17 protein-coding genes and 1 tRNA gene are annotated in these 19033 nt (G+C 38.4%); 15 read left to right on the top strand and 3 right to left on the bottom strand.

Features of this window, described 5'->3' with window-relative positions; genetic code table 11:
* Positions 1–56: 56 nt before the first annotated feature.
* The 3 genes from ACFQ4X_RS11940 (at position 57) to ACFQ4X_RS11930 (ending at position 1774) form a co-directional block, all read left to right on the top strand.
* Complete coding sequence (locus ACFQ4X_RS11940) at positions 57–644, top strand: histidine phosphatase family protein (RefSeq protein WP_379835380.1); 588 nt, start codon at positions 57–59, stop codon at positions 642–644.
* A gap of 160 nt (positions 645–804) precedes the next feature.
* Positions 805–1086 (top strand): hypothetical protein, encoded by a 282-nt coding sequence (locus ACFQ4X_RS11935; protein WP_379835379.1) that lies wholly within the window; start codon positions 805–807, stop codon positions 1084–1086.
* Positions 1087–1264: 178 nt separating this feature from the next.
* Positions 1265–1774 (top strand): AAA family ATPase, encoded by a 510-nt coding sequence (locus tag ACFQ4X_RS11930; protein WP_379835377.1) that lies wholly within the window; start codon positions 1265–1267, stop codon positions 1772–1774.
* Positions 1775–2406: 632 nt separating this feature from the next.
* Here the strand turns inward: ACFQ4X_RS11930 and ACFQ4X_RS11925 are convergent.
* Positions 2407–2482 (bottom strand) — tRNA-Ala (locus ACFQ4X_RS11925).
* Positions 2483–2815: 333 nt separating this feature from the next.
* On the opposite strand from ACFQ4X_RS11925, the gene nagZ reads away from it, so the two are divergent.
* From nagZ to nagE, 9 genes are all read left to right on the top strand, one after another.
* The gene (gene nagZ, locus ACFQ4X_RS11920) at positions 2816–4876 is read left to right on the top strand and encodes a beta-N-acetylhexosaminidase (protein WP_379837152.1); all 2061 of its coding nucleotides are present in this window, start codon (positions 2816–2818) and stop codon (positions 4874–4876) included.
* A gap of 18 nt (positions 4877–4894) precedes the next feature.
* Positions 4895–6157: an exo-beta-N-acetylmuramidase NamZ family protein gene (locus ACFQ4X_RS11915; protein ID WP_379835376.1), complete on the top strand. Its 1263-nt coding sequence runs from the start codon at positions 4895–4897 to the stop codon at positions 6155–6157.
* Between the two features lie 120 nt (positions 6158–6277).
* On the top strand, positions 6278–7465 hold the full coding sequence (gene nagA, locus ACFQ4X_RS11910) for an N-acetylglucosamine-6-phosphate deacetylase (protein WP_379835374.1): 1188 nt from the start codon (positions 6278–6280) through the stop codon (positions 7463–7465).
* Positions 7462–8181, top strand: a complete 720-nt coding sequence (nagB, locus tag ACFQ4X_RS11905; RefSeq protein ID WP_379835373.1) for a glucosamine-6-phosphate deaminase — start codon at positions 7462–7464, stop codon at positions 8179–8181. Before nagA ends, nagB begins: the two co-directional genes overlap by 4 nt.
* Before the next feature lie 9 nt (positions 8182–8190).
* Positions 8191–8910 carry a GntR family transcriptional regulator gene (locus ACFQ4X_RS11900; protein WP_379835371.1) on the top strand — a complete coding sequence of 240 codons (720 nt, stop codon included), beginning with the start codon at positions 8191–8193 and terminating at the stop codon, positions 8908–8910.
* Positions 8911–8961: 51 nt separating this feature from the next.
* On the top strand, positions 8962–10335 hold the full coding sequence (locus ACFQ4X_RS11895) for a PTS transporter subunit EIIC (RefSeq protein WP_379835369.1): 1374 nt from the start codon (positions 8962–8964) through the stop codon (positions 10333–10335).
* Positions 10336–10352: 17 nt separating this feature from the next.
* The gene (locus ACFQ4X_RS11890; protein WP_379835368.1) at positions 10353–11399 is read left to right on the top strand and encodes a DUF871 domain-containing protein; all 1047 of its coding nucleotides are present in this window, start codon (positions 10353–10355) and stop codon (positions 11397–11399) included.
* Positions 11400–11439: 40 nt separating this feature from the next.
* Entirely contained in the window at positions 11440–12345 is a 906-nt protein-coding gene (murQ, locus tag ACFQ4X_RS11885) for an N-acetylmuramic acid 6-phosphate etherase (RefSeq protein WP_379835366.1), read from the top strand.
* Positions 12346–12360: 15 nt separating this feature from the next.
* Positions 12361–13770 (top strand): N-acetylglucosamine-specific PTS transporter subunit IIBC, encoded by a 1410-nt coding sequence (gene nagE / locus ACFQ4X_RS11880; RefSeq protein ID WP_379835365.1) that lies wholly within the window; start codon positions 12361–12363, stop codon positions 13768–13770.
* Between the two features lie 43 nt (positions 13771–13813).
* On the opposite strand, the gene ACFQ4X_RS11875 is transcribed toward nagE, so the two are convergent.
* The gene (locus ACFQ4X_RS11875) at positions 13814–13990 is read right to left on the bottom strand and encodes a YjcZ family sporulation protein (protein WP_379835363.1); all 177 of its coding nucleotides are present in this window, start codon (positions 13988–13990) and stop codon (positions 13814–13816) included.
* A gap of 124 nt (positions 13991–14114) precedes the next feature.
* A complete protein-coding gene (locus tag ACFQ4X_RS11870; RefSeq protein ID WP_379835361.1) occupies positions 14115–14777 on the bottom strand; it encodes a hypothetical protein in 663 nt (220 codons plus the stop codon).
* 310 nt (positions 14778–15087) lie between these two features.
* Here ACFQ4X_RS11870 and ACFQ4X_RS11865 point away from each other — a divergent pair, with 310 nt between their 5' ends.
* The 3 genes from ACFQ4X_RS11865 (at position 15088) to ACFQ4X_RS11855 (ending at position 19030) form a co-directional block, all read left to right on the top strand.
* Complete coding sequence (locus ACFQ4X_RS11865) at positions 15088–15732, top strand: exonuclease domain-containing protein (RefSeq protein ID WP_379835360.1); 645 nt, start codon at positions 15088–15090, stop codon at positions 15730–15732.
* 219 nt (positions 15733–15951) lie between these two features.
* Positions 15952–16179 (top strand): hypothetical protein, encoded by a 228-nt coding sequence (locus tag ACFQ4X_RS11860; RefSeq protein ID WP_156774284.1) that lies wholly within the window; start codon positions 15952–15954, stop codon positions 16177–16179.
* A 199-nt stretch (positions 16180–16378) separates the two neighbouring features.
* Positions 16379–19030 carry a sensor domain-containing phosphodiesterase gene (locus ACFQ4X_RS11855; protein WP_379835358.1) on the top strand — a complete coding sequence of 884 codons (2652 nt, stop codon included), beginning with the start codon at positions 16379–16381 and terminating at the stop codon, positions 19028–19030.
* Positions 19031–19033 lie beyond the last annotated feature (3 nt).

Here is a 19033-nt window from a genome sequence, read left to right as displayed (position 1 = left end):
TTAATGAACAAATGATAGGAAGCTGAATAACCAGATAGTAAGAAAAGGGTGGAAGAATGACTACCATAGGACTAATTCGTCACGGATTAACTGAATGGAACTCCTTAGGTAAGGCTCAAGGAGTAAGTGATATTCCTTTAAATGAGATTGGCAGAAAACAAGCTACCAACATTGGAGATAGGCTATCTCTTGAAGAACAGTGGGATCTGATTATTACGAGCGACTTATCTAGGGCAATTGAAACTGCGAAAATTATTGGAAGTAAAATAGGTTTGCCCATTAGTCATATTGATGAAAGGATAAGAGAAATAAATTGCGGGGAGATTGAAGGCACTACGGAAGAACACAGAGTCAGGCATTGGGGTAGTGAATGGCGTAATTTAGATCTTGGTATGGAAAACTTTGAAGACGTATCTAACAGAGGAATAGGCTTTTTAAAAGATATAGTTTGTAAATATAAAGGTAAACGCATATTGGTTGTCAGCCACGGTGCTTTAATCGGATTAACCTTACAAAAGTTACTTCCACAGAAATTCCAACAGACTTATATTGATAATACTTCAATTACTATTTTAAGTCATATAGAAGACAAATGGGATTGTTCTTTGTATAACTGTACGCGGCACTTAAAACTTTCCCATTAAGGTGTGCGCTGATCTAGCCATATTATTATGGAGCTTATGAAACAAACGAGCAGGATTGTTGAATATGGATGGTTAAATATTAATTGCAGAATGAAATAAACCGAAAAACAATAAGGTGGAATGATGGAAAATAATCCTTAAAAAATAGGTGATATTTAGAATGAAATGTCCAGCAATCAATTCTTTATCTAATAGCTATAACGAAGAATATTGGAATAAATTCGCTAGCAGTTTTCCAAGTGTAGAAATAAAAGAAAATTTTAATTCAAATATTCCAAATGATATCCTTAATGCACTGGTTGGGGTCTTAGGTGAAAGTGTAATTGAACAATGGTTAAATACAGAACTTAAATTGTTAGATAATAAAAAAGCTATTGATTTAATGCAATCAGAAAAGGGTCTTAAAGCATTAAAAATGTTAATAATTAGCCTTCCAAATTAAAAATAAATATTCAACTAAAAGGTAATTTAGTTGAGTAAATTCCTTTAGGTTAAGATAAAATATTCTTCAGCAATCGGGTGCGTGTGTTCAAATAGGAGAAATGCATAACGGTTCAGTTTAGCGACAGATACACGTATCTAATATAGTGTGCTTATCTAGTTGAATGGAGGGACTAATCTTGGGTATTAGGAATTATCTGATTGAAGGCGTTTCCGGCGCCGGTAAAACTACGGTCTGTAACGAACTACAGCGGCGCGGCTACCATGCCATTCATGGTGACCGTGAATTGGCTTATCAAGATGATCCGAAAACTGGTATCCCGACGGATGGCTCTAATCCCGAACACCACATTTGGCATGTAGATAAAGTAAAAGCTTTGGTCGCCAATCAGGATGAGGCGGTAACATTTTTCTGCGGTGGTTCGCGGAATTTTCCCAAATTCATCGATCTCTTCGACGGCGTGTTTGTCCTTGAGGTCGACTTGGAAACCTGTCTCAGGCGGATTGATGAACGAGTGGCACTGGACCCAACTGACTGGGGTGGCAGACCAGAGGAAAGAGAAATCATATCGCGCTTGCATCAAACGAAAGAAGGCGTTCCCAAAAACGGGATTATAATCGACGCCACCGCACCGATCAATCACGTCGTTGACGAGATCATCCGTCAAAGCGAAGAAAATAAACATTAACGACGGTAAACTTACGGTTGCGACAGCACAATACTCCGGTGCACCTGGATACGAATTTTATTTCAGACGATGTTATATTACATAGGAAATACACTAGATATTTATATTGGCACTGATTTTAGGGATAGGGTATTTGTTTTGGGGAGAAATTTATGCCTATCCAGATACCAAAAATCAAAAAAATGAAAAAACCGTTCTTCAACTATCGGGTGCGATTGTTGAATAAGTATGATGTGTAATTTCAGATACAATTCCACCCACCAAACCACCCACATTTTACCCACGAAAGTATCAACTTTGATATATTTTAATACACACATATTTATTAAAAGTATTGATTTTAAAGGGTACTAGCACTTATTTGTGCTTAATAAAACACGTAGTATATGTTCCGCACACAAATTCACCATTGGGATCACAAACAAAAAAATCCCCAGATATTATTTATATCAAGGGTGTAATTACGCAAGAAATTAAGAAAGTAAAAAAATTATTTATGAAACTACTCACTTTAGTAAACTAAAGGTGAACCAAATGTGAACTAAGTAGATTAACTTCAGTTTTAATAAAAAAATATGTAATTTATAAAAAACAAAACCCTTGATTCCTCAAGGGTTTTTGACTGTTATGTATGGTGGAGACTAGCGGGATCGAACCGCTGACCTTTTGGCTGCCAGCCAAACGCTCTCCCAGCTGAGCTAAGCCCCCATATTTGTCCTAACAAATTGAATTATATATTTTTAGAAAATAAGCCGCAAGCTTTTTTGGTTAATTTTGCATAAATATATTCTCTTTTCTAACAATAAACAAAAAGATGGTCTATTAGCTTGTCCAACTTGGATAAAGCTTTTTATATGAGGCTTTCTTACCTGTAAAAAACAGTAATTTAAATTGGTATAGACAACTAGTCCTAGTACTGTGAAGGACTTAAGTTCTGTTTTAACAGCATGTGACAGGAACCTCCTTTTTTCTACCGAAAAGTGTCAAAGAAAGAAAGCGCTACCAAAAAAAGAGGAGGCTAGAAAATTGAACGCATTTAAAATGATTCGATTTTTAATTTTAGTTGCTGTATTGATCATTCCGTTGTTCAGCGGAATGGGAAAGAGTGATTCTGCTTCTGCCGAACAAGCTAATAAAGGGTATTTAATCATTGCACAGAACATTCCACAGCTGAATGATGAAATTAAAGGCGAAACCTTTGATCTTTCAGCTTTATTAGCTTATGAGAATGGTAAATATGTTGAAGTAAAAGAAAATCTTAAATGGGGATCCTTGAACAAAAATGTAGCATCTGTTTCAGATGATGGTGTCGTAACGTTAAGTGGCCAAAGCGGAAAAACATTCATTTTTGTCATGAATGGAAAATCATACGACAGAATCGGTATACATGTTAAACATGGTGAAGCGAATTTTGACAAACAAAAAGGACAGAAATATGACATCATTTCCAAAGCTGTTACATCTATGAACGTAAAAGAAAAAGTGGGTCAGATGTTAATGCCGGATTTCCGTAACTGGAATGGACAGCCTGTTACAGAAATGAATGATGAAATTAAAGAGCTAGTTAAGAAATATCATCTTGGCGGAGTCATCCTGTTTCGCGAAAATGTTGTAACAACAGAGCAAACGGTAAGACTTGTTGATGAATATAAAAAAGCAAATGAAGACTATGGCTTACTCCTTTCAATCGACCAAGAAGGAGGAATTGTGACACGTTTGCAGAGTGGTACCGATTTCCCAGGAAATATGGCGCTTGGTGCAACAAGATCAACAGAACTGGCGGAATCTGTCGGACATGCAATCGGATCAGAGCTTCATTCATTAGGTATAAACATGAATTTAGCGCCTGTATTAGATGTGAATAACAATCCTGATAACCCAGTTATTGGAGTTCGTTCGTTCGGTGAAGATCCACAGCTTGTTGCTGACTTAGGAACAGCTTACACAAAAGGGCTTCAAAATTCAGGCATGGCTGCAACTGCTAAGCACTTTCCAGGTCACGGAGATACTGCAACAGATTCACATTTAGGACTGCCTTCTGTCCCACATGATAAAGAGCGTCTATTAGCAGTTGAACTTTATCCTTTTCAGCAGGCAATGAATGAAGGGATAGATGCAATTATGACTGCGCATGTAACTTTCCCTAAGATTGACCCGACAACAGTTATTTCAAAAAAGGACGGAACAGAAATTGCGCTGCCTGCAACATTGTCCTATGAAGTGCTAACAAATTTAATGAGAAACGAAATGGGATTTGATGGTGTCATTTCTACAGATGCGTTAAATATGAAAGCAATTGCCGATCACTTTGGTCCTGTTGATGCTGTAATTCGAGCAGTTAATGCCGGTACAGATATTATCTTAATGCCTGTAGGATTAGAAGAAGTGGCTAATGGATTATATGAAGCAGTTGAAAAAGGTGAAATTACTGAAGAAAGGTTAAATCAGTCTGTTGAACGGCTGCTGACATTAAAAGCTAAGCGCGGAATTTTTAAACAAGTAACAGAGACTCCAGTAGAGGAAAAGATCGAACATGCAGAAGAAGTGGTTGGAAACATCACTCATAAAGAAACAGAACTAGAAGTTGCCCGCAAATCGATTACTTTAGTACAAAACAATGGCTTGTTGCCTGCTGATAAAAATAACTTAGACTCTATTGTAGTTATTGGAAACACATATAGTGATAGTCTGCAGAAAGCTCTAGCTGCTCATCACTCGTCAGTTGAATTGATTAAATCAACACAGCCTCTAAGTGAAGCGCAATTAACAAAGGTAAGAAATGCTGATTTAGTAGTGCTCGGAACGTACACATTCAATGTATCTGGCCGTTCGCCATCATCTCCTCAAATGCAGATGGTAAATCAAGTCATACAGACTGCACCTGAAAAGACTGTTGCTGTAGGAATTAGAAATCCATATGACATTATGGCTTTTCCGGAAGTTACTGCTTATATCACTCAATACGGTTTTAGAGATGCAAGCTTCAAAGCTGCGGCAGAAACAATTTTCGGTTTAAATAATCCATCAGGAAAGCTTCCAGTAACGATTTATAGAGATGCTGATACTGTACTTTATCCATTTGGACACGGTTTAAGTTATTAATAGAGGAGGAATATCGAGATGAAAAAATGGGGATTGTTTTTAACAGTTTTGGCTCTGGTTATAAGTATGCTCCCTGGCACACAAATTTTGAACGCAACGATGGGTGAAAGCTTTCAGCATAGACAAAATTTTAAGACCGGTCTAGAGATGTTGATGAGTGATCAGGTTTCTTTATTAGAAGGTAAAAATGTGGGCTTGATCACAAATCCAACAGGTGTTGACCGTGAATTGAACAGTATAGTTGATGTGCTATACAATCATCCGGACATCGAATTAAAGGCATTATACGGTCCCGAACATGGAGTAAGAGGAAGTGCCCAAGCAGGTCAGTATGTTGAGTTTTATACAGATCCTAAAACAGGACTTCCTGTGTATAGCTTATATGGGAAAACAAAAAAGCCAACTCCTGAAATGCTTGAAGGTATCGATGTATTGGTTTTTGATATCCAAGATGTAGGTACTCGATTCTACACATACATCTATACGATGGCATATGCGATGGAAGCTGCTAAGGAAAACAATATTCCATTTGTTGTATTAGACAGACCTAATCCGCTTGGTGGAGAACAAGTAGAAGGACCAGTATTGGATCCATCATATTCATCGTTTGTAGGTCTTTATCCAATCCCATTAAGACACGGGATGACGGTTGGTGAACTTGCGAAATTATTTAACAAAGAATTTAATATCGGTGCTGATTTAAAAGTTGTTGAAATGAAAGGCTGGAAGAGATCTTGGACATATGAGGACAGCGGACTCGAATGGGTGCTTCCATCTCCAAATATGCCAACAAAGGATACAGCTATCACTTATCCTGGTGCAGCCTTAATTGAAGGGACTAATGTTTCAGAAGGACGAGGAACAACGAAACCTTTTGAGTTGATCGGAGCTCCTTTTATAAATGGAGATGATCTTGCTGAAGCATTAAACGAACAAGCACTTCCAGGAGTGAAGTTCCGTTCCGCATCTTTCATACCATCATTTTCAAAACATGTAGGTAAACTATCTCATGGGGTAGAAATACACGTAACAGATGAAAAGTTATTCCAGCCAGTGCTTACTGGAATTACATTAGTGAAAACGATTCATGACATGTATCCTCAAGATTTTGCTTTCCGTGTTGAAGACAGTGCAGGTAAATCTTTCTTTGATTTATTAATCGGAAATGGATGGGTAAGGGATGCTATTGAATCTGAAAGTTCTGTAGAGGAGATCGTAAACCGCTATCAAGATGAATTGAACGAATTTAAAGAAACAAGAAAGAACTATTTGCTTTATTAATGTACTGGAGCTAAGGCTGATCACTTGGCCTTAGCTTTTTTTGTTTGAATTTTCTGACTGGTATAGACAACTAGTCATAACAATGATACGCTTGGCATAAAGTGATAAAGGGGAGTGGACATGAAGCCTGGAGTATTATTGCATGGAGATTATATAGATGAGAACGGATCTCTTGTTAAAAATGGCTATCTTTTTATTAAAAACGGAAAAGTTGAATACGTTGGCGGAGTGAACCCATTAACGGAGGATGAAGAAGCAGAGACTTATGAGATGCCTCCAGGTTCCTTTATGATTCCAGGTATGATCGACATTCATATTCATGGAGCATCAGGTGCAGATGTGATGGATGGAGCAGAGGATGCTTTATCAATTATGGCAAAAGCCTTGCCTGCTGAAGGAACAACTTCATTCTTGGCAACAACGATGACGGAAAACCCTCTTCATATTGAAGAAGCATTAGCACAGACTGCATCCTTTATTGAAAACCAAAAACCTGGATCAGCTGAAATTGTTGGAATTCACTTGGAAGGACCATTTATTTCTCCTAAGCGTGCAGGTGCTCAGCCAAAAGGATTTATAGAATCGCCAAATATAGAAATGTTTAAACAGTGGCAAGAAAGAGCTAAAAGTCATATTCGATTAGTGACACTTGCTCCAGAGATGGAGGGAGGTTTTGATTTAGCTTATTATCTATCGAGCAATGGCATTATAGCTTCAATTGGCCATAGCGACAGTAATTTTGAAGAAGTTAAAGAAGGAATTAAATCGGGCATCTCTCACGTTACACATCTATTTAATGGAATGAGAGGTATGCATCATCGTGACCCTGGAGTTGCGGGTGCTGCACTTATTCAGAAGGAATTAAACGTTGAGATGATTGTTGACGGTGTGCATGCCAGCCCGGAAATGATAAATCTTGCATACCATTCAACAGGACCAGACCGTACAGTTCTCATTACAGATTCCATGCGAGCTAAAGGGTTAGGTGAAGGTACTTATACGTTAGGCGGGCAGCAAGTAACTGTAAAAAATGGAAGAGCTTATTTAGAGGACGGTACACTTGCAGGCAGTATTTTGAGCATGAATGATGCAGTAAAAAACATGATGAAATTTACGAACTGTTCCATTGCAGATATCGTAAAAATGACAAGCGTGAATGCTGCGAAGGAATTAAACATTTATGACAAAAAGGGAAGCCTGTCAAAAGGTAAAGACGCTGATATAACAGTATTAACAGAAGATTATAATGTGTGCATGACTTTTTGCCGAGGAGAACTTGCGTATCTGAGAAAGGAGGAGAAAGTTTGAAACTAATGTCGGTTTCAGATGAAGAAGAACTCAGCAGAATAGCGGCAGAGATTTTATTTGCAAAAGTAAAGTCTGCTAAAAGATTAGTTCTTGGCCTCGCAACCGGTAAAACGCCACAAGGCATGTACCGCTATCTTTCAAAATATAGTAAAGAATGTAAGCAAACTTTTCAGCATATACACACTGTTAATCTGGATGAATACGTGGGATCTGCAACATACCACGCTTACATGGAGGAGCACTTATTCCGACATATTGATATTTCTAAAGACCAAACTCATATTCCAGATGGTGAGGCAGCTAGTTTAATAGAAGAGTGCAGCAGATATGAACAGATGATTAAAGAGCTTGGCGGCATAGATCTGCAAGTATTAGGAATTGGTGAAAATGGCCATATCGGTTTTAATGAACCGGGTACCAGTTTTGATTCAAGAACACATGTTGTACAGCTTACAGATTCAACACTTAAAGCGAATGCTAAATATTTTGTTGAGAGTGAACAGCCTAAACAAGCGATTACCATGGGGATTGGAACGATATTGGAGAGTAAAGAGGTTCTTCTTCTCGCGATCGGTGAGAGGAAAGCGAATGCTGTAAAAGAACTTTTTAAAGGATCATTAAATGAAGATATACCTGCAACAGCATTAATAAACCATCCAAATGTTACAGTGCTTGCGGATAAAGGTGCTAGAAAGCTTTTAGATAAGGAGCGTTGACCCATTTTTATGATTGATAAAACATCACCCCTGCCACTTTATTTTCAGATAGAAGAGGCGATCAAGCAGAAGATCGATAAAGGAGAATGGGAGTCTGGCAGCATGATCTCCTCTGAAAGAGAATTTGCTGAGAATTATGAAGTAAGCCGAATGACTGTTCGTCAAGCCATCAACAATCTAGTCAATGACGGATATTTAACAAGGCGCAAAGGTAAAGGCACTTTTGTTTCCGGAAAAAAAATTGAGCAAAAATTATTAGGGCTTACGAGTTTTACAGAAGATATGAAAGCTAGAGGTTATAAACCTGCATCAAAGCTAGTATCCTTTCAAAAGGTTGAAGCAAATCACAAGCTGGCCAAGGCACTGGAAATCTCACAAAACGAAGAAGTTTACGAGATTAAGCGTGTTCGTCTTGCGAACGAAATTCCGATGGCAATCGAAACAACCTTTGTTCCTGTACAGCTTATCCATTTAAATGAGATTCATATAAAAGAAGGCTCCTTGTATTCACAGGTCGAGAATGCAGGCTTCCATATAGATTATGCAAATCAAAGTTTAGAAGCTTCCATTGCCCGAGAGGCAGAAAGTGAGATTCTGGAGATTGCCAAGGGCGCACCCGTGCTGCTGATTCAAAGGCAGACCTATTTAACTACAGGGAAACCACTTGAAGTGGTCCATTCAGTTTATCGAGGTGACCGATACAAATTTATGATCGATATGAAGCGCTAATGCGTTTTATATAAAAAAAATGAAAGCGTTTACGTGAAGGGGGAAGGAAAAATGGGGAAAGAGCAGCAAATGGCTCACAGCATCATTGAAAAGCTGGGTGGCGCATCCAATATCCAGACATTGATGCATTGTATGACAAGAATCAGGGTGAATTTACATGATCCGTCAAAAGCAGATCTAGCAGGATTAAAAGACGTGGATGGGGTTTTAGGTGTCGTAGAAGATGATACATTGCAAATCATTGTCGGTCCTGGAATCGTCAACCGTGTCACACTTGCTATGAGTGAAGAAACGGGTATGAATATTCATTCAGTAGACGAAACAAACCCAATGGACCTAGAGCAGATGGCTCGAATGAACAAAGATGCCATTAATAAGAAAAATGCTACGCCTTTTAAACAATTTTTAAGAAAGATTGCAAGTATCTTCATTCCGTTAATTCCTGCTATCGTCGCTTCAGGTTTAATTGCCGGAATTACAAATGTAGCGATAAGAATGGGTGCAGATCCAGAATCTGCATTTATACAAATGTTAGGTTTGATTGGCTGGGGTGTTTTTAGTTATCTAGCCGTTTTTGTAGGGATTAACACGGCCAAAGAATTTGGAGGAACACCTGCATTAGGTGGTGCAGCTGGGATATTAATCATCAACCCTGGTCTTGCAAACATTACCCTTTTTGGAGATCCGCTTGTAGCTGGACGCGGCGGTTTAATCGGAGTAATGCTTGCAGCTGTATTTATTGCCTTTTTAGAAAAACGTATCAGAAAGTTTGTTCATCCATCAATTGATATCATTGTTACACCTACACTTGCGTTACTAATTACTGGTTTTGCTACACTTTTTGTACTTCAGCCTGTAGGAGGCTTCTTGTCAGATCTAATCACTAAAGGATTGCTGAATTTAATTGATGTTGGCGGTATTTTCTCTGGACTTATTTTAGCAGGTACATTCTTGCCATTAGTTGTAACAGGACTTCACCAAGGTTTAACACCTGTACACATGGAGCTTATCAACACAATCGGAGATGACCCGTTATTGCCGATCCTTGCAATGGGCGGTGCCGGTCAAGTAGGTGCTGCGTTTGCCATTTACTTTAAAACGAAGAACCAAAAACTTCGTAAAGTAATTAAAGGCGGTCTGCCAGTTGGTATGCTAGGCATCGGTGAGCCATTAATCTTCGGTGTAACACTGCCGCTTGGACGTCCGTTCTTAACAGCATGTTTAGGGGCTGCAGTAGGCGGAGCATTCCAGGCATTCTATGAGGTTGCTACAATTGCGATCGGTGTATCTGGAATCCCGCTAGTGTTCTTAGTGAATCCAAATGAAATGGTTCTCTATTTAGTAGGATTAGTCATTGCTTACGTCTTTGGATTCTTGTTTACATGGACGTTTGGATTTAAAGAAAGCATGGCAAAAGACATCTAACCAGGAGTGAATGACTTTTGTGTTATGGTATATCCATTTATTTAAGTGAACCTGATTCTATTAATAAAGACTGGATTCAGAAGGCGGCTAAAAATGGTTTTCAGTACATTTTCACCTCTCTTCATATTCCAGAAGAAGAAGGATTCTCTTTTGTTGAAAAAGTTAAATGGCTGGGCGAAACAGCACAGGATGTTCATATGGAAGTTATGGCTGATGTTTCGCCAGCTTCACTTCAGCGGCTCGGTCTTAAGTTTGAGGAACTCTCTCTGCTAAAAGATTGGGGTATTTCTGGAGTGAGGATGGACTATGGGTTTGCAGCTAAGCAGATTGCTTGGCTGTCCCATTCTTTAAAAATCGGATTGAACGCCAGTACTGTGGATGAAGCTCAGCTGTCAGAACTTCTGGATGAAGGGCTTTTGCCAAATCAATCAGAAGCATGGCATAACTTTTATCCGAAACCGTTCACCGGCATTTCTAAACAAGCCTTAAAAGATCGAAACGCATTGTTTCATCGTTTTGGAATAAGAACGATGGGATTTGTTCCAGGAGACGATCGATTAAGAGGACCTTTACATGAACGTCTTCCAACGATTGAGGATCATAGATATATTTTACCTTTAGATGCAGCTTTAGAACTTCGTGCACTTGGCACGGATAAGATTTGCATCGGTGACCCTAATCTCTCAGAAGAGACTGCAAAAGGATTTAGCTATTTAGCTGATGGTACAGTTCCCATTTATGCTTCTTTTAATAAAGGGTATGAGCATTTTTGGAACAGCATCCACACGAATAGGATGGATGCTGCGCAATATGTTATACGATCTGTAGAATCGAGGGGGATGGACGCTGTCTATGAGCCAGATCCTTCATCCGCTGATATGTTCGAGAGAGGCTGGATTACAGTGGATAATAAGTTGTATGGAAGATATTCAGGCGAACTACAAATTTGTTTAGAGACTCTTCCAGCCAGTCCAAAAGTGAATATAGCTGGATACGTAAGAAAGGAAAGCGAGTCACTTTTGAAATGGATCGGAAGCGGACAAAAGTATATTTTCTTAGATTAGCAGATCAAGAGTTATGAACAAACACCGAAGGGAGAACGTGATGGATTTAACAAAATTGGCTACAGAAAAAAGAAATCCAGACACAATAAATATTGATGAACTTTCAACTTTAGAAGTGGTCAAAAAAATACACGAAGCAGATCTTGGCGTAGCCAGCTGTATCACCCCGGTATTATCTGAAATTGGCATGGTAGCAGAAAAAGTGGTCGAGGCATTTGAAAATGGCGGCAGGCTGATCTATATAGGCGCAGGTACAAGCGGAAGACTTGGTGTATTAGATGCATCAGAATGTCCGCCGACATATGGAACTGATCCAAATTTGGTAGTTGGTCTTATCGCAGGAGGAGATTATGCCCTTCAGCATGCTATTGAAGGAGCAGAAGACGATTCCGAGCTTGGTAAGAAAGATTTACAAAAAGTAAATGTAACTAAAAAAGATGTTGTTGTAGCAATCGCCGCTTCCGGAAGGACTCCTTATTGCCTTGGCGCAATGGAATATGCAAAGAATCAAGGAGCCTTTACAGCTGCAGTGGTTTGTTCCCTTAATTCTCCTATGGAAAGTGCTGCAGATACGAGCATTACGGTTGTTACAGGACCTGAAGTGGTTACAGGTTCAACTCGCATGAAGGCAGGGACTGCACAAAAACTTGTCCTTAATATGATCAGTACAACAAGTATGATCAAATGGGGAAAAGTGTACAGCAATCTAATGGTTGATGTTCAGCCTACTAACGCAAAGCTGAAACAGCGTGCCAGAAATATCATTATGGAGGCAGCTGGAGTATCAGAAAAGGAAGCAGAACAAGCTTTAAAAGAACAGAATGGAAACACGAAGGCAGCTATCTTTCAGCTTGTAACTGGAGTTTCACCATATGAAGCAAAAACACATCTGGAACAGCATAATGGAAGATTAAAAGAAGCAATCAAAAACTACACTCAAAATTGAAAGGGGTAGGTCGTGATGTTGGGATTTCTACAGCGTATTGGCCGTGCACTAATGCTGCCGATTGCCGTTCTGCCGGCAGCAGGGTTAATTTTGCGTTTTGGCCAGGATGATTTATTAGGTATACCTTTTTTAGCTGCAGCAGGTAATGCGATTTTTGGTCATTTGGCATTAATATTTGCGATCGGGGTTGCAGTAGGACTTGCAAAAGACGGAAACGGTGCAGCAGGGCTTGCTGGTGCCATCGGTTATTTTGTTTTAACAGAAGGAGCAGTAAAGTTTGCCGAAGTTAACCTTGGCTTTGAAGGCAAGTTTGACATGTCCGTTCTCGGAGGTATTCTGGCAGGGGTTGTAGCAGGGCTCTTATATAATAAATTTTCTAATACGAAGCTCCCAGAATGGTTATCTTTCTTTGGCGGAAAACGGTTTGTACCGATTGTTACAGCAGGTACGATGGTCGTTCTCGCGTTAGTTTTCGGTTTCATCTGGCCTTATATCCAAATGGGATTAGAAAATGTCGGTACATGGATTACAAGTGCTGGAGCCATTGGGGCAGGAATTTTCGGGTTCTTTAACCGTTTATTAATACCGCTCGGGCTTCATCACGTTTTAAATAGTTTCTTATGGTTTGTTTTCGGTGAATTTACTGGTGAAAACGGAAAAGTAGTTACAGGTGACTTGGCGAGATTCTTTGCAGATGATCCAAAAGCAGGTTTCTATATGGCAGGATTCTTCCCTGTAATGATGTTCGGATTGCCAGCTGCTTGTTTTGCAATGATAAGTGCAGCAAAAAAACACCGTAAAAAAGCAGTTGCGGGAATGTTGGGAAGTATGGCTCTTACATCCTTTGTTACGGGTATTACTGAACCGATTGAATTTGCTTTTATGTTTTTATCACCGCTTCTATATGTTATCCATGCTGTATTAACAGCTGTATCAATGTCAGTAGCCGTATTGTTTGACATCCATCATGGATTCACGTTTTCTGCGGGAGCGATCGACTATTTCTTAAATATCGGAAAAGCTCAAAATGGCTGGTTATTACTTCCGATCGGTGCAGTGTACTTTGCAGTGTATTATGTAATCTTCCGTTATTTGATCGTAAAATTAGATCTTAAAACACCAGGAAGAGAAGATGAAGAAACAATCGTGGCCGAAGCAGCAGCAACGGGTACAGCAGCCGATTCCAAATATGATACGACCGCGGAAGCATATCTTGCAGCACTGGGCGGCAAAGAGAACATCGTTCAGCTTGATAACTGTATTACTAGATTACGTCTGCAAATCAAGGATATTAGTAAAGTAGATGAAGAAGCTCTCAAAAAAGCTGGATCAAAAGGTTTAATAAAACTTAATAATCAAAACATCCAAGTAGTAGTGGGAGCAGAAGTTGAGCCAATTGCAGACAGTATGAGAGATAAGCTGTAATAAAAGAAAACACCGTTCCCAAAGGAATGGTGTTTTTTCTCAATTAAGCGTTCCAATAACCGCTTACCGGTACATTTGCAGCATATGAGTATGGGTAAGGACATGGATACGAATATACGCAGCAATTCCCGCTGTACGAAACGGCTCCGACAATAATGAGCAGCACGAATAGTACCACATAAAGCGTAAAGCTATCAGAACAGTACTTTCTCGACGACATGGTTTCACTCCTCTTCTTGCACAATGAGAAGCCGATTTCTCTCCTCATCCCATTTTATGCAGACAGGATAAGCATAGAAACGTGATAGGTGCGGATTTATAGAAACCAAATGTCAGTTTAGTAGTTACTTATATGCTTCATCTAGAATGATATATAGATAGTCTGCAAATTCACCTTTAGAGAACATCGTTACCTCATGTACACCGCCAATATCGTTCCATACAAAAGCTGTATCGGTATCTGTTGTTTCTTCAACATCTGTTGGCAGACCAGCTAATTCTAGTGCCTTTGTTTTATCATCATCAAATAAGATTTCTTCATCAATTACCGAATAAACAAGACGAGCGGCTTTTCCTTCAACAAAAGTAACAGCAAACTTTTCATTTTGATAATAGTTAACAACAGCTGGAATAAAGTTCGATGTTCCAGAATAACGAAATTGAATTTTTTCAGTTCGTACGGGTTCTCCCCACATGTTGCTGACTTCTTTTTCCGAAAGGTTTGTCACTTCACTTGCAACAAATTGGTGATGGCTTGTTAAGTAATCTTTTTCTTCTTCATCCTGATTTTCGTTCGTTGCATCTTCTTCTGAAGTATTTTCTGAATCATCAGCTGCTGCAGTTTCTTCTGCTTCTTCATCGCCTGAAGCGGCAGGCGGAGAAGATTCATCTTTATTATTTTCTGCTTTCGTCTCTGCAGTTGGTTGATCTTTCTGTGTATCATCTTTGGAACAAGCTGACATTGTTAAAAGCACAGCAAATAATAATAAGAATAAAGATTTTTTCATTATAGATCCCTCATTATGTAATTCATTTATTTAAAACAGATAACAATAATGTTAACAAAAGAAAAAGTAAATTGAAAATGAAAAGTTTGGCAGATTAATAAACATTTACGAATGGAGAATAGATGACATGTAAGCTGATCATAATCATAAAATAATGTTAATGATGAAGCTAAATAAGAAGACATAGCAATTATATCAGCTTGCAACTAATAAAAACCATGGAAATATTTCATTTTGTTAACAAATCATCTACAATAATAGTAGACATTCACCAAAAGGGCGAAATGATGAAAGGCAGGTGTGGTGGAGGATGCAATATATTGTTTATGATTTAGAAATGACTAACCGTTTGTCTGAAATTATTGAGATTGGTGCGATACGTATGAAGGTAGTAAATGGAGAACTTATGCATCTTGATACGTTTCAATCCTTTGTTCAGCCGAAAATGGATAAATTAAATACACGCATCACAAACCTTACAGGTATTACAAAAAAAGATTTAATTTCTGCTCCTTCTTACACTGAAGCCATTGAAAGCTTTCGAGCATGGATAGGTTTAGAAGACTATTATTTATGCTCCTGGGGACCTGAGGATAAATGGGCTCTCATAACAGATTCTACTTTTCATCAGACAGATATTGAATGGATTATAAATCACAATGATCTGCAATTCCATTTCAGTATGCTGCATGATAGTGGAAAAGGTTTTCGCTACGGATTATCACGTGCACTTCAAGCATTAGAACTATCATATGTGGGATCTAAGCATCGAGCGTTAGATGATGCAATTAATACAGCTAAAATCCTTCAAAAGATTTTCAGTAATGTAGAGTTTACAATGAATCCGGCTTCCTACATGGAATCTAAACTCTTTGAACCTGAAAAACTAGTATATAAAACAAAAGCTGAAGAGGAAATCTCTCCATTTGCTTCATTATCAAAGTTATTTAACTAAAGTAATTACACGAAGATATGTAAACTTCTGAAAAATATAAGTTAACAAAAGATTTAATAATAGGACTTTGTTCCTGAAAATACGACCCGTTTCGACAAAAAGCATTAGGTATAATGGGTTAAAATCCATATAAAGTAAGATATGTCGTCATTTGACGAATTGTTTTTGTAGGAAAATGACCTTAGTTTCGATAATAATGATAGTGGGGGGTGTTTATTGGTGAACACTACATATTACATTACCAATAAAAATAATCAGTTGCTGGAGTTATTAAATACAATTGATTATTGCTTGAGTGATGCGCGGCTAGAAGAAGTGGATAGGATCATACGTCTTAAAGAAGAATTATTAGCTAACGATGGAATACATATTACTCCAGAACAAATTAATAACATCATTTCTTTGTTATTATCATTTGTTCCAATGACTGTTAAAGAAGTAGGATGAGAATTAAAGACGGCAACACCAAAAGGACCTCCCCGAAGAGGTTCTTTTTTTATATACTTTCTACTTTTTCGAAGATCTTCTATTGGCTTTGGGGGTTGTTTTTAATTTTTATGGTAAAAAAATTAACAATTTTATATACTTATAGTAGAAATTAGAATTTTTTGATAGTTGTCAACTTAATTATCGGGGAGACTAAAGTATGTTTCGGATAGAAGATCAAACAGAGATCAACACATTATTTAATGGATTTCTCGATATGATGTTTTTAATGAAAGTAGTGGATGAAGGAAAGAGATTTCAATATGCAGCAGCAAATGATTCAGCTCTTAAATATGCTGGGATCAAGAGAGATGTTATTGGCAAGTTTATGGACGAGGTACTTGATAGGAAACTAGCTGAAGAACTGCAAGCGGTCTATGAACAAACGGTATTCTCCGAAGAGTCGATTCAGTTTGAGACAGAAACGTTCCATAAGGGTATGCGGCAAACAGCCTTGACATGCTTAACCCCTATACATAATCAACATGGCGAGTGCACACATTTATTAGCATCTGTTAAAGACGTTACTGAAACCAAAAACATCGCAGAAAAACTAGAAAGATCTGAAGAACAATATCGTATCCTATATGCAGAACAAAAAAATGCTGAATCTTTGCTTATCGGCCAAAAATTAATATTAGAAATGATTGCGAAAGGAAGCAGCTTGCAGGATGTGTTTAAAGCCATTTCTTTAAATTTTGAAGCAGCGATGCCACAATCAGAAGTTTGTATCCATTTGGCTAATGAGCGGGATAAAAGACTTGAGTACGTCTATTCTGCAAATCTGTCTGAATCATTCATTCAAGATATACATCAGATTGAAATAAGCTCTGCTGAAGAGAGCTGCGGCAGAGCGGCGTTTACATACCAGCCAGTTATTTTAATGGACATAGAGAAGGAATTGAAAAATGATAAAAAGAAACTAATGGCTTTGCAGCATGGAGTAAGAGCCTGCTGGAGCAATCCGATTCTTTCATCTTCAAATCAGCTGCTTGGAATCTTAGCCGTTTACTTTAAAGCACCAACTTCTCCTGACGAAAAAGAATGGGGAACAATGGAAGCGTTTACGCATCTCGCAGGTTTAGCGATTGAACAAAAGCAAAAAGAAGAGGCACTTCGAAAAAGTGAAGCTAAATTCAGAGCGATGACTGAAAATGTAACAGACCTAATCGTCACACTTGATACGAGCGGAAAGGTTAAGTATACGTCACCTTCTTACAAGCTTATTTTTGGGGCAGAAGCCAATTTGGGAAACTCTTTTCTGACCTATACACATCCGGAAGATATTCCCGCGGTATCTGATAAATTTAGAGTTCTTTTAAAAGATAAAAAGCCGTCAGAAGTTCAGTTCCGTTATCTTCACGCAAATGGGCATTACGTAACGATTGAAGCCAGGGCCATGCCAGTCTTGAAAGAATCAGGTGATATTGAGAACATTGTTGTTGTGGCAAGAGATATTACTGAAAGAAATAAACACGAAGAACTTATTAAAAAGATGGCTTATCAGGACCAGCTTACAGGCTTGCCAAATCGAAGGTCATTTACAGAAGAATTTGAAGGTCATATACGAAACGCTGAAAATAAGAGCCAGCAGCTGGGAGTCCTGTTTTTAGACTTGGATCGTTTTAAATTTATTAATGATTCTCTCGGGCATTCTTTTGGCGACCTCGTCTTAAAAGAAGTTTCTTTAAGATTAAAAATGTTTACTAGAGGTTTTGGCAGAGTGTACCGTATGAGCGGAGATGAATTTACAATCATTCTTGAAGATGTAAACGAAGAGAAGCTTAAGCAGAAAATGACTAACCTTCTAGAAATATTTTCGGAACCTATTTTTATTAAGGACGAAATGATACATATTACAGCGAGTATAGGAGTTTCTATATTTCCCCTAGATGGTCACGATCCAAAAGCATTATTGAAGAATGCAGATCTAGCCATGTACCGTGCTAAGGAAGATGGTAAAAATACGTATCAATATTATAAAAGTACACTTGACAGCAACAGTTATGAAAGACTGCTTATGGAGAATGAACTGCACGGAGCCATTGATAATGATGAACTGCTGCTTCATTATCAGCCAAGGTTTTCAATTGATCGAACATCTATCATTGCTTTGGAAGCCTTAATTCGATGGAATCATCCGCGCTGGGGGATGATCTCTCCAGGGGAATTTATTCCTTTAGCCGAAGAAACAGGGCTGATTACTAAAATAGGAGCATGGGTTATTCGCACAGCATGCAGACAAACAAAAGAGTGGATGGATAGTGGATATCCTCCAGTTAGAATCGCGATAAATCTGTCTGCTAGGCAATTTTTGCAAAGAGATCTTGTTGCATCTATTCAATCGGTACTGAAGGAAACGGGTTTGCCTCCGGAATTTGTAGAGCTTGAGATTACTGAAAGTACATTAATGAAGTATGAAGAAACTATACTTTACTCCATCGAGCAATTAAAAAAAATGGGTGTGCATTTTGCGCTGGATGATTTCGGGACGGGCTATTCCTCGATGGGGTATTTAAAGAAATTCCATATTGATACATTAAAGATCGATCAGTCATTTATTAGAGGAATTGGTACGGAAACAGATGATTCTGCTATTGCTACTGCAATCATCACTTTAGCTCACTCATTAAAAATGAACGTTGTAGCAGAAGGCGTTGAAACTGAAGAACAATATAATTATTTAAAAGAGAAGAACTGCAATGAAATACAAGGATTTTATACTTGCCGACCGATGGAAGCTGAAAAAATTGAGTTGTTGATTATCAATCATATGACTGAGGTAAAAGCAAACAAACCTATTACAGTTTAAATG

This window comes from Fictibacillus halophilus, assembly GCF_042680145.1.
Taxonomy (GTDB): Bacteria; Bacillota; Bacilli; order Bacillales; family Fictibacillaceae; genus Fictibacillus; species Fictibacillus halophilus_A.
The sequence above is the reverse complement of the archived record's forward strand: the minus strand, read 5'-3'. Positions and strand labels throughout refer to the sequence as shown.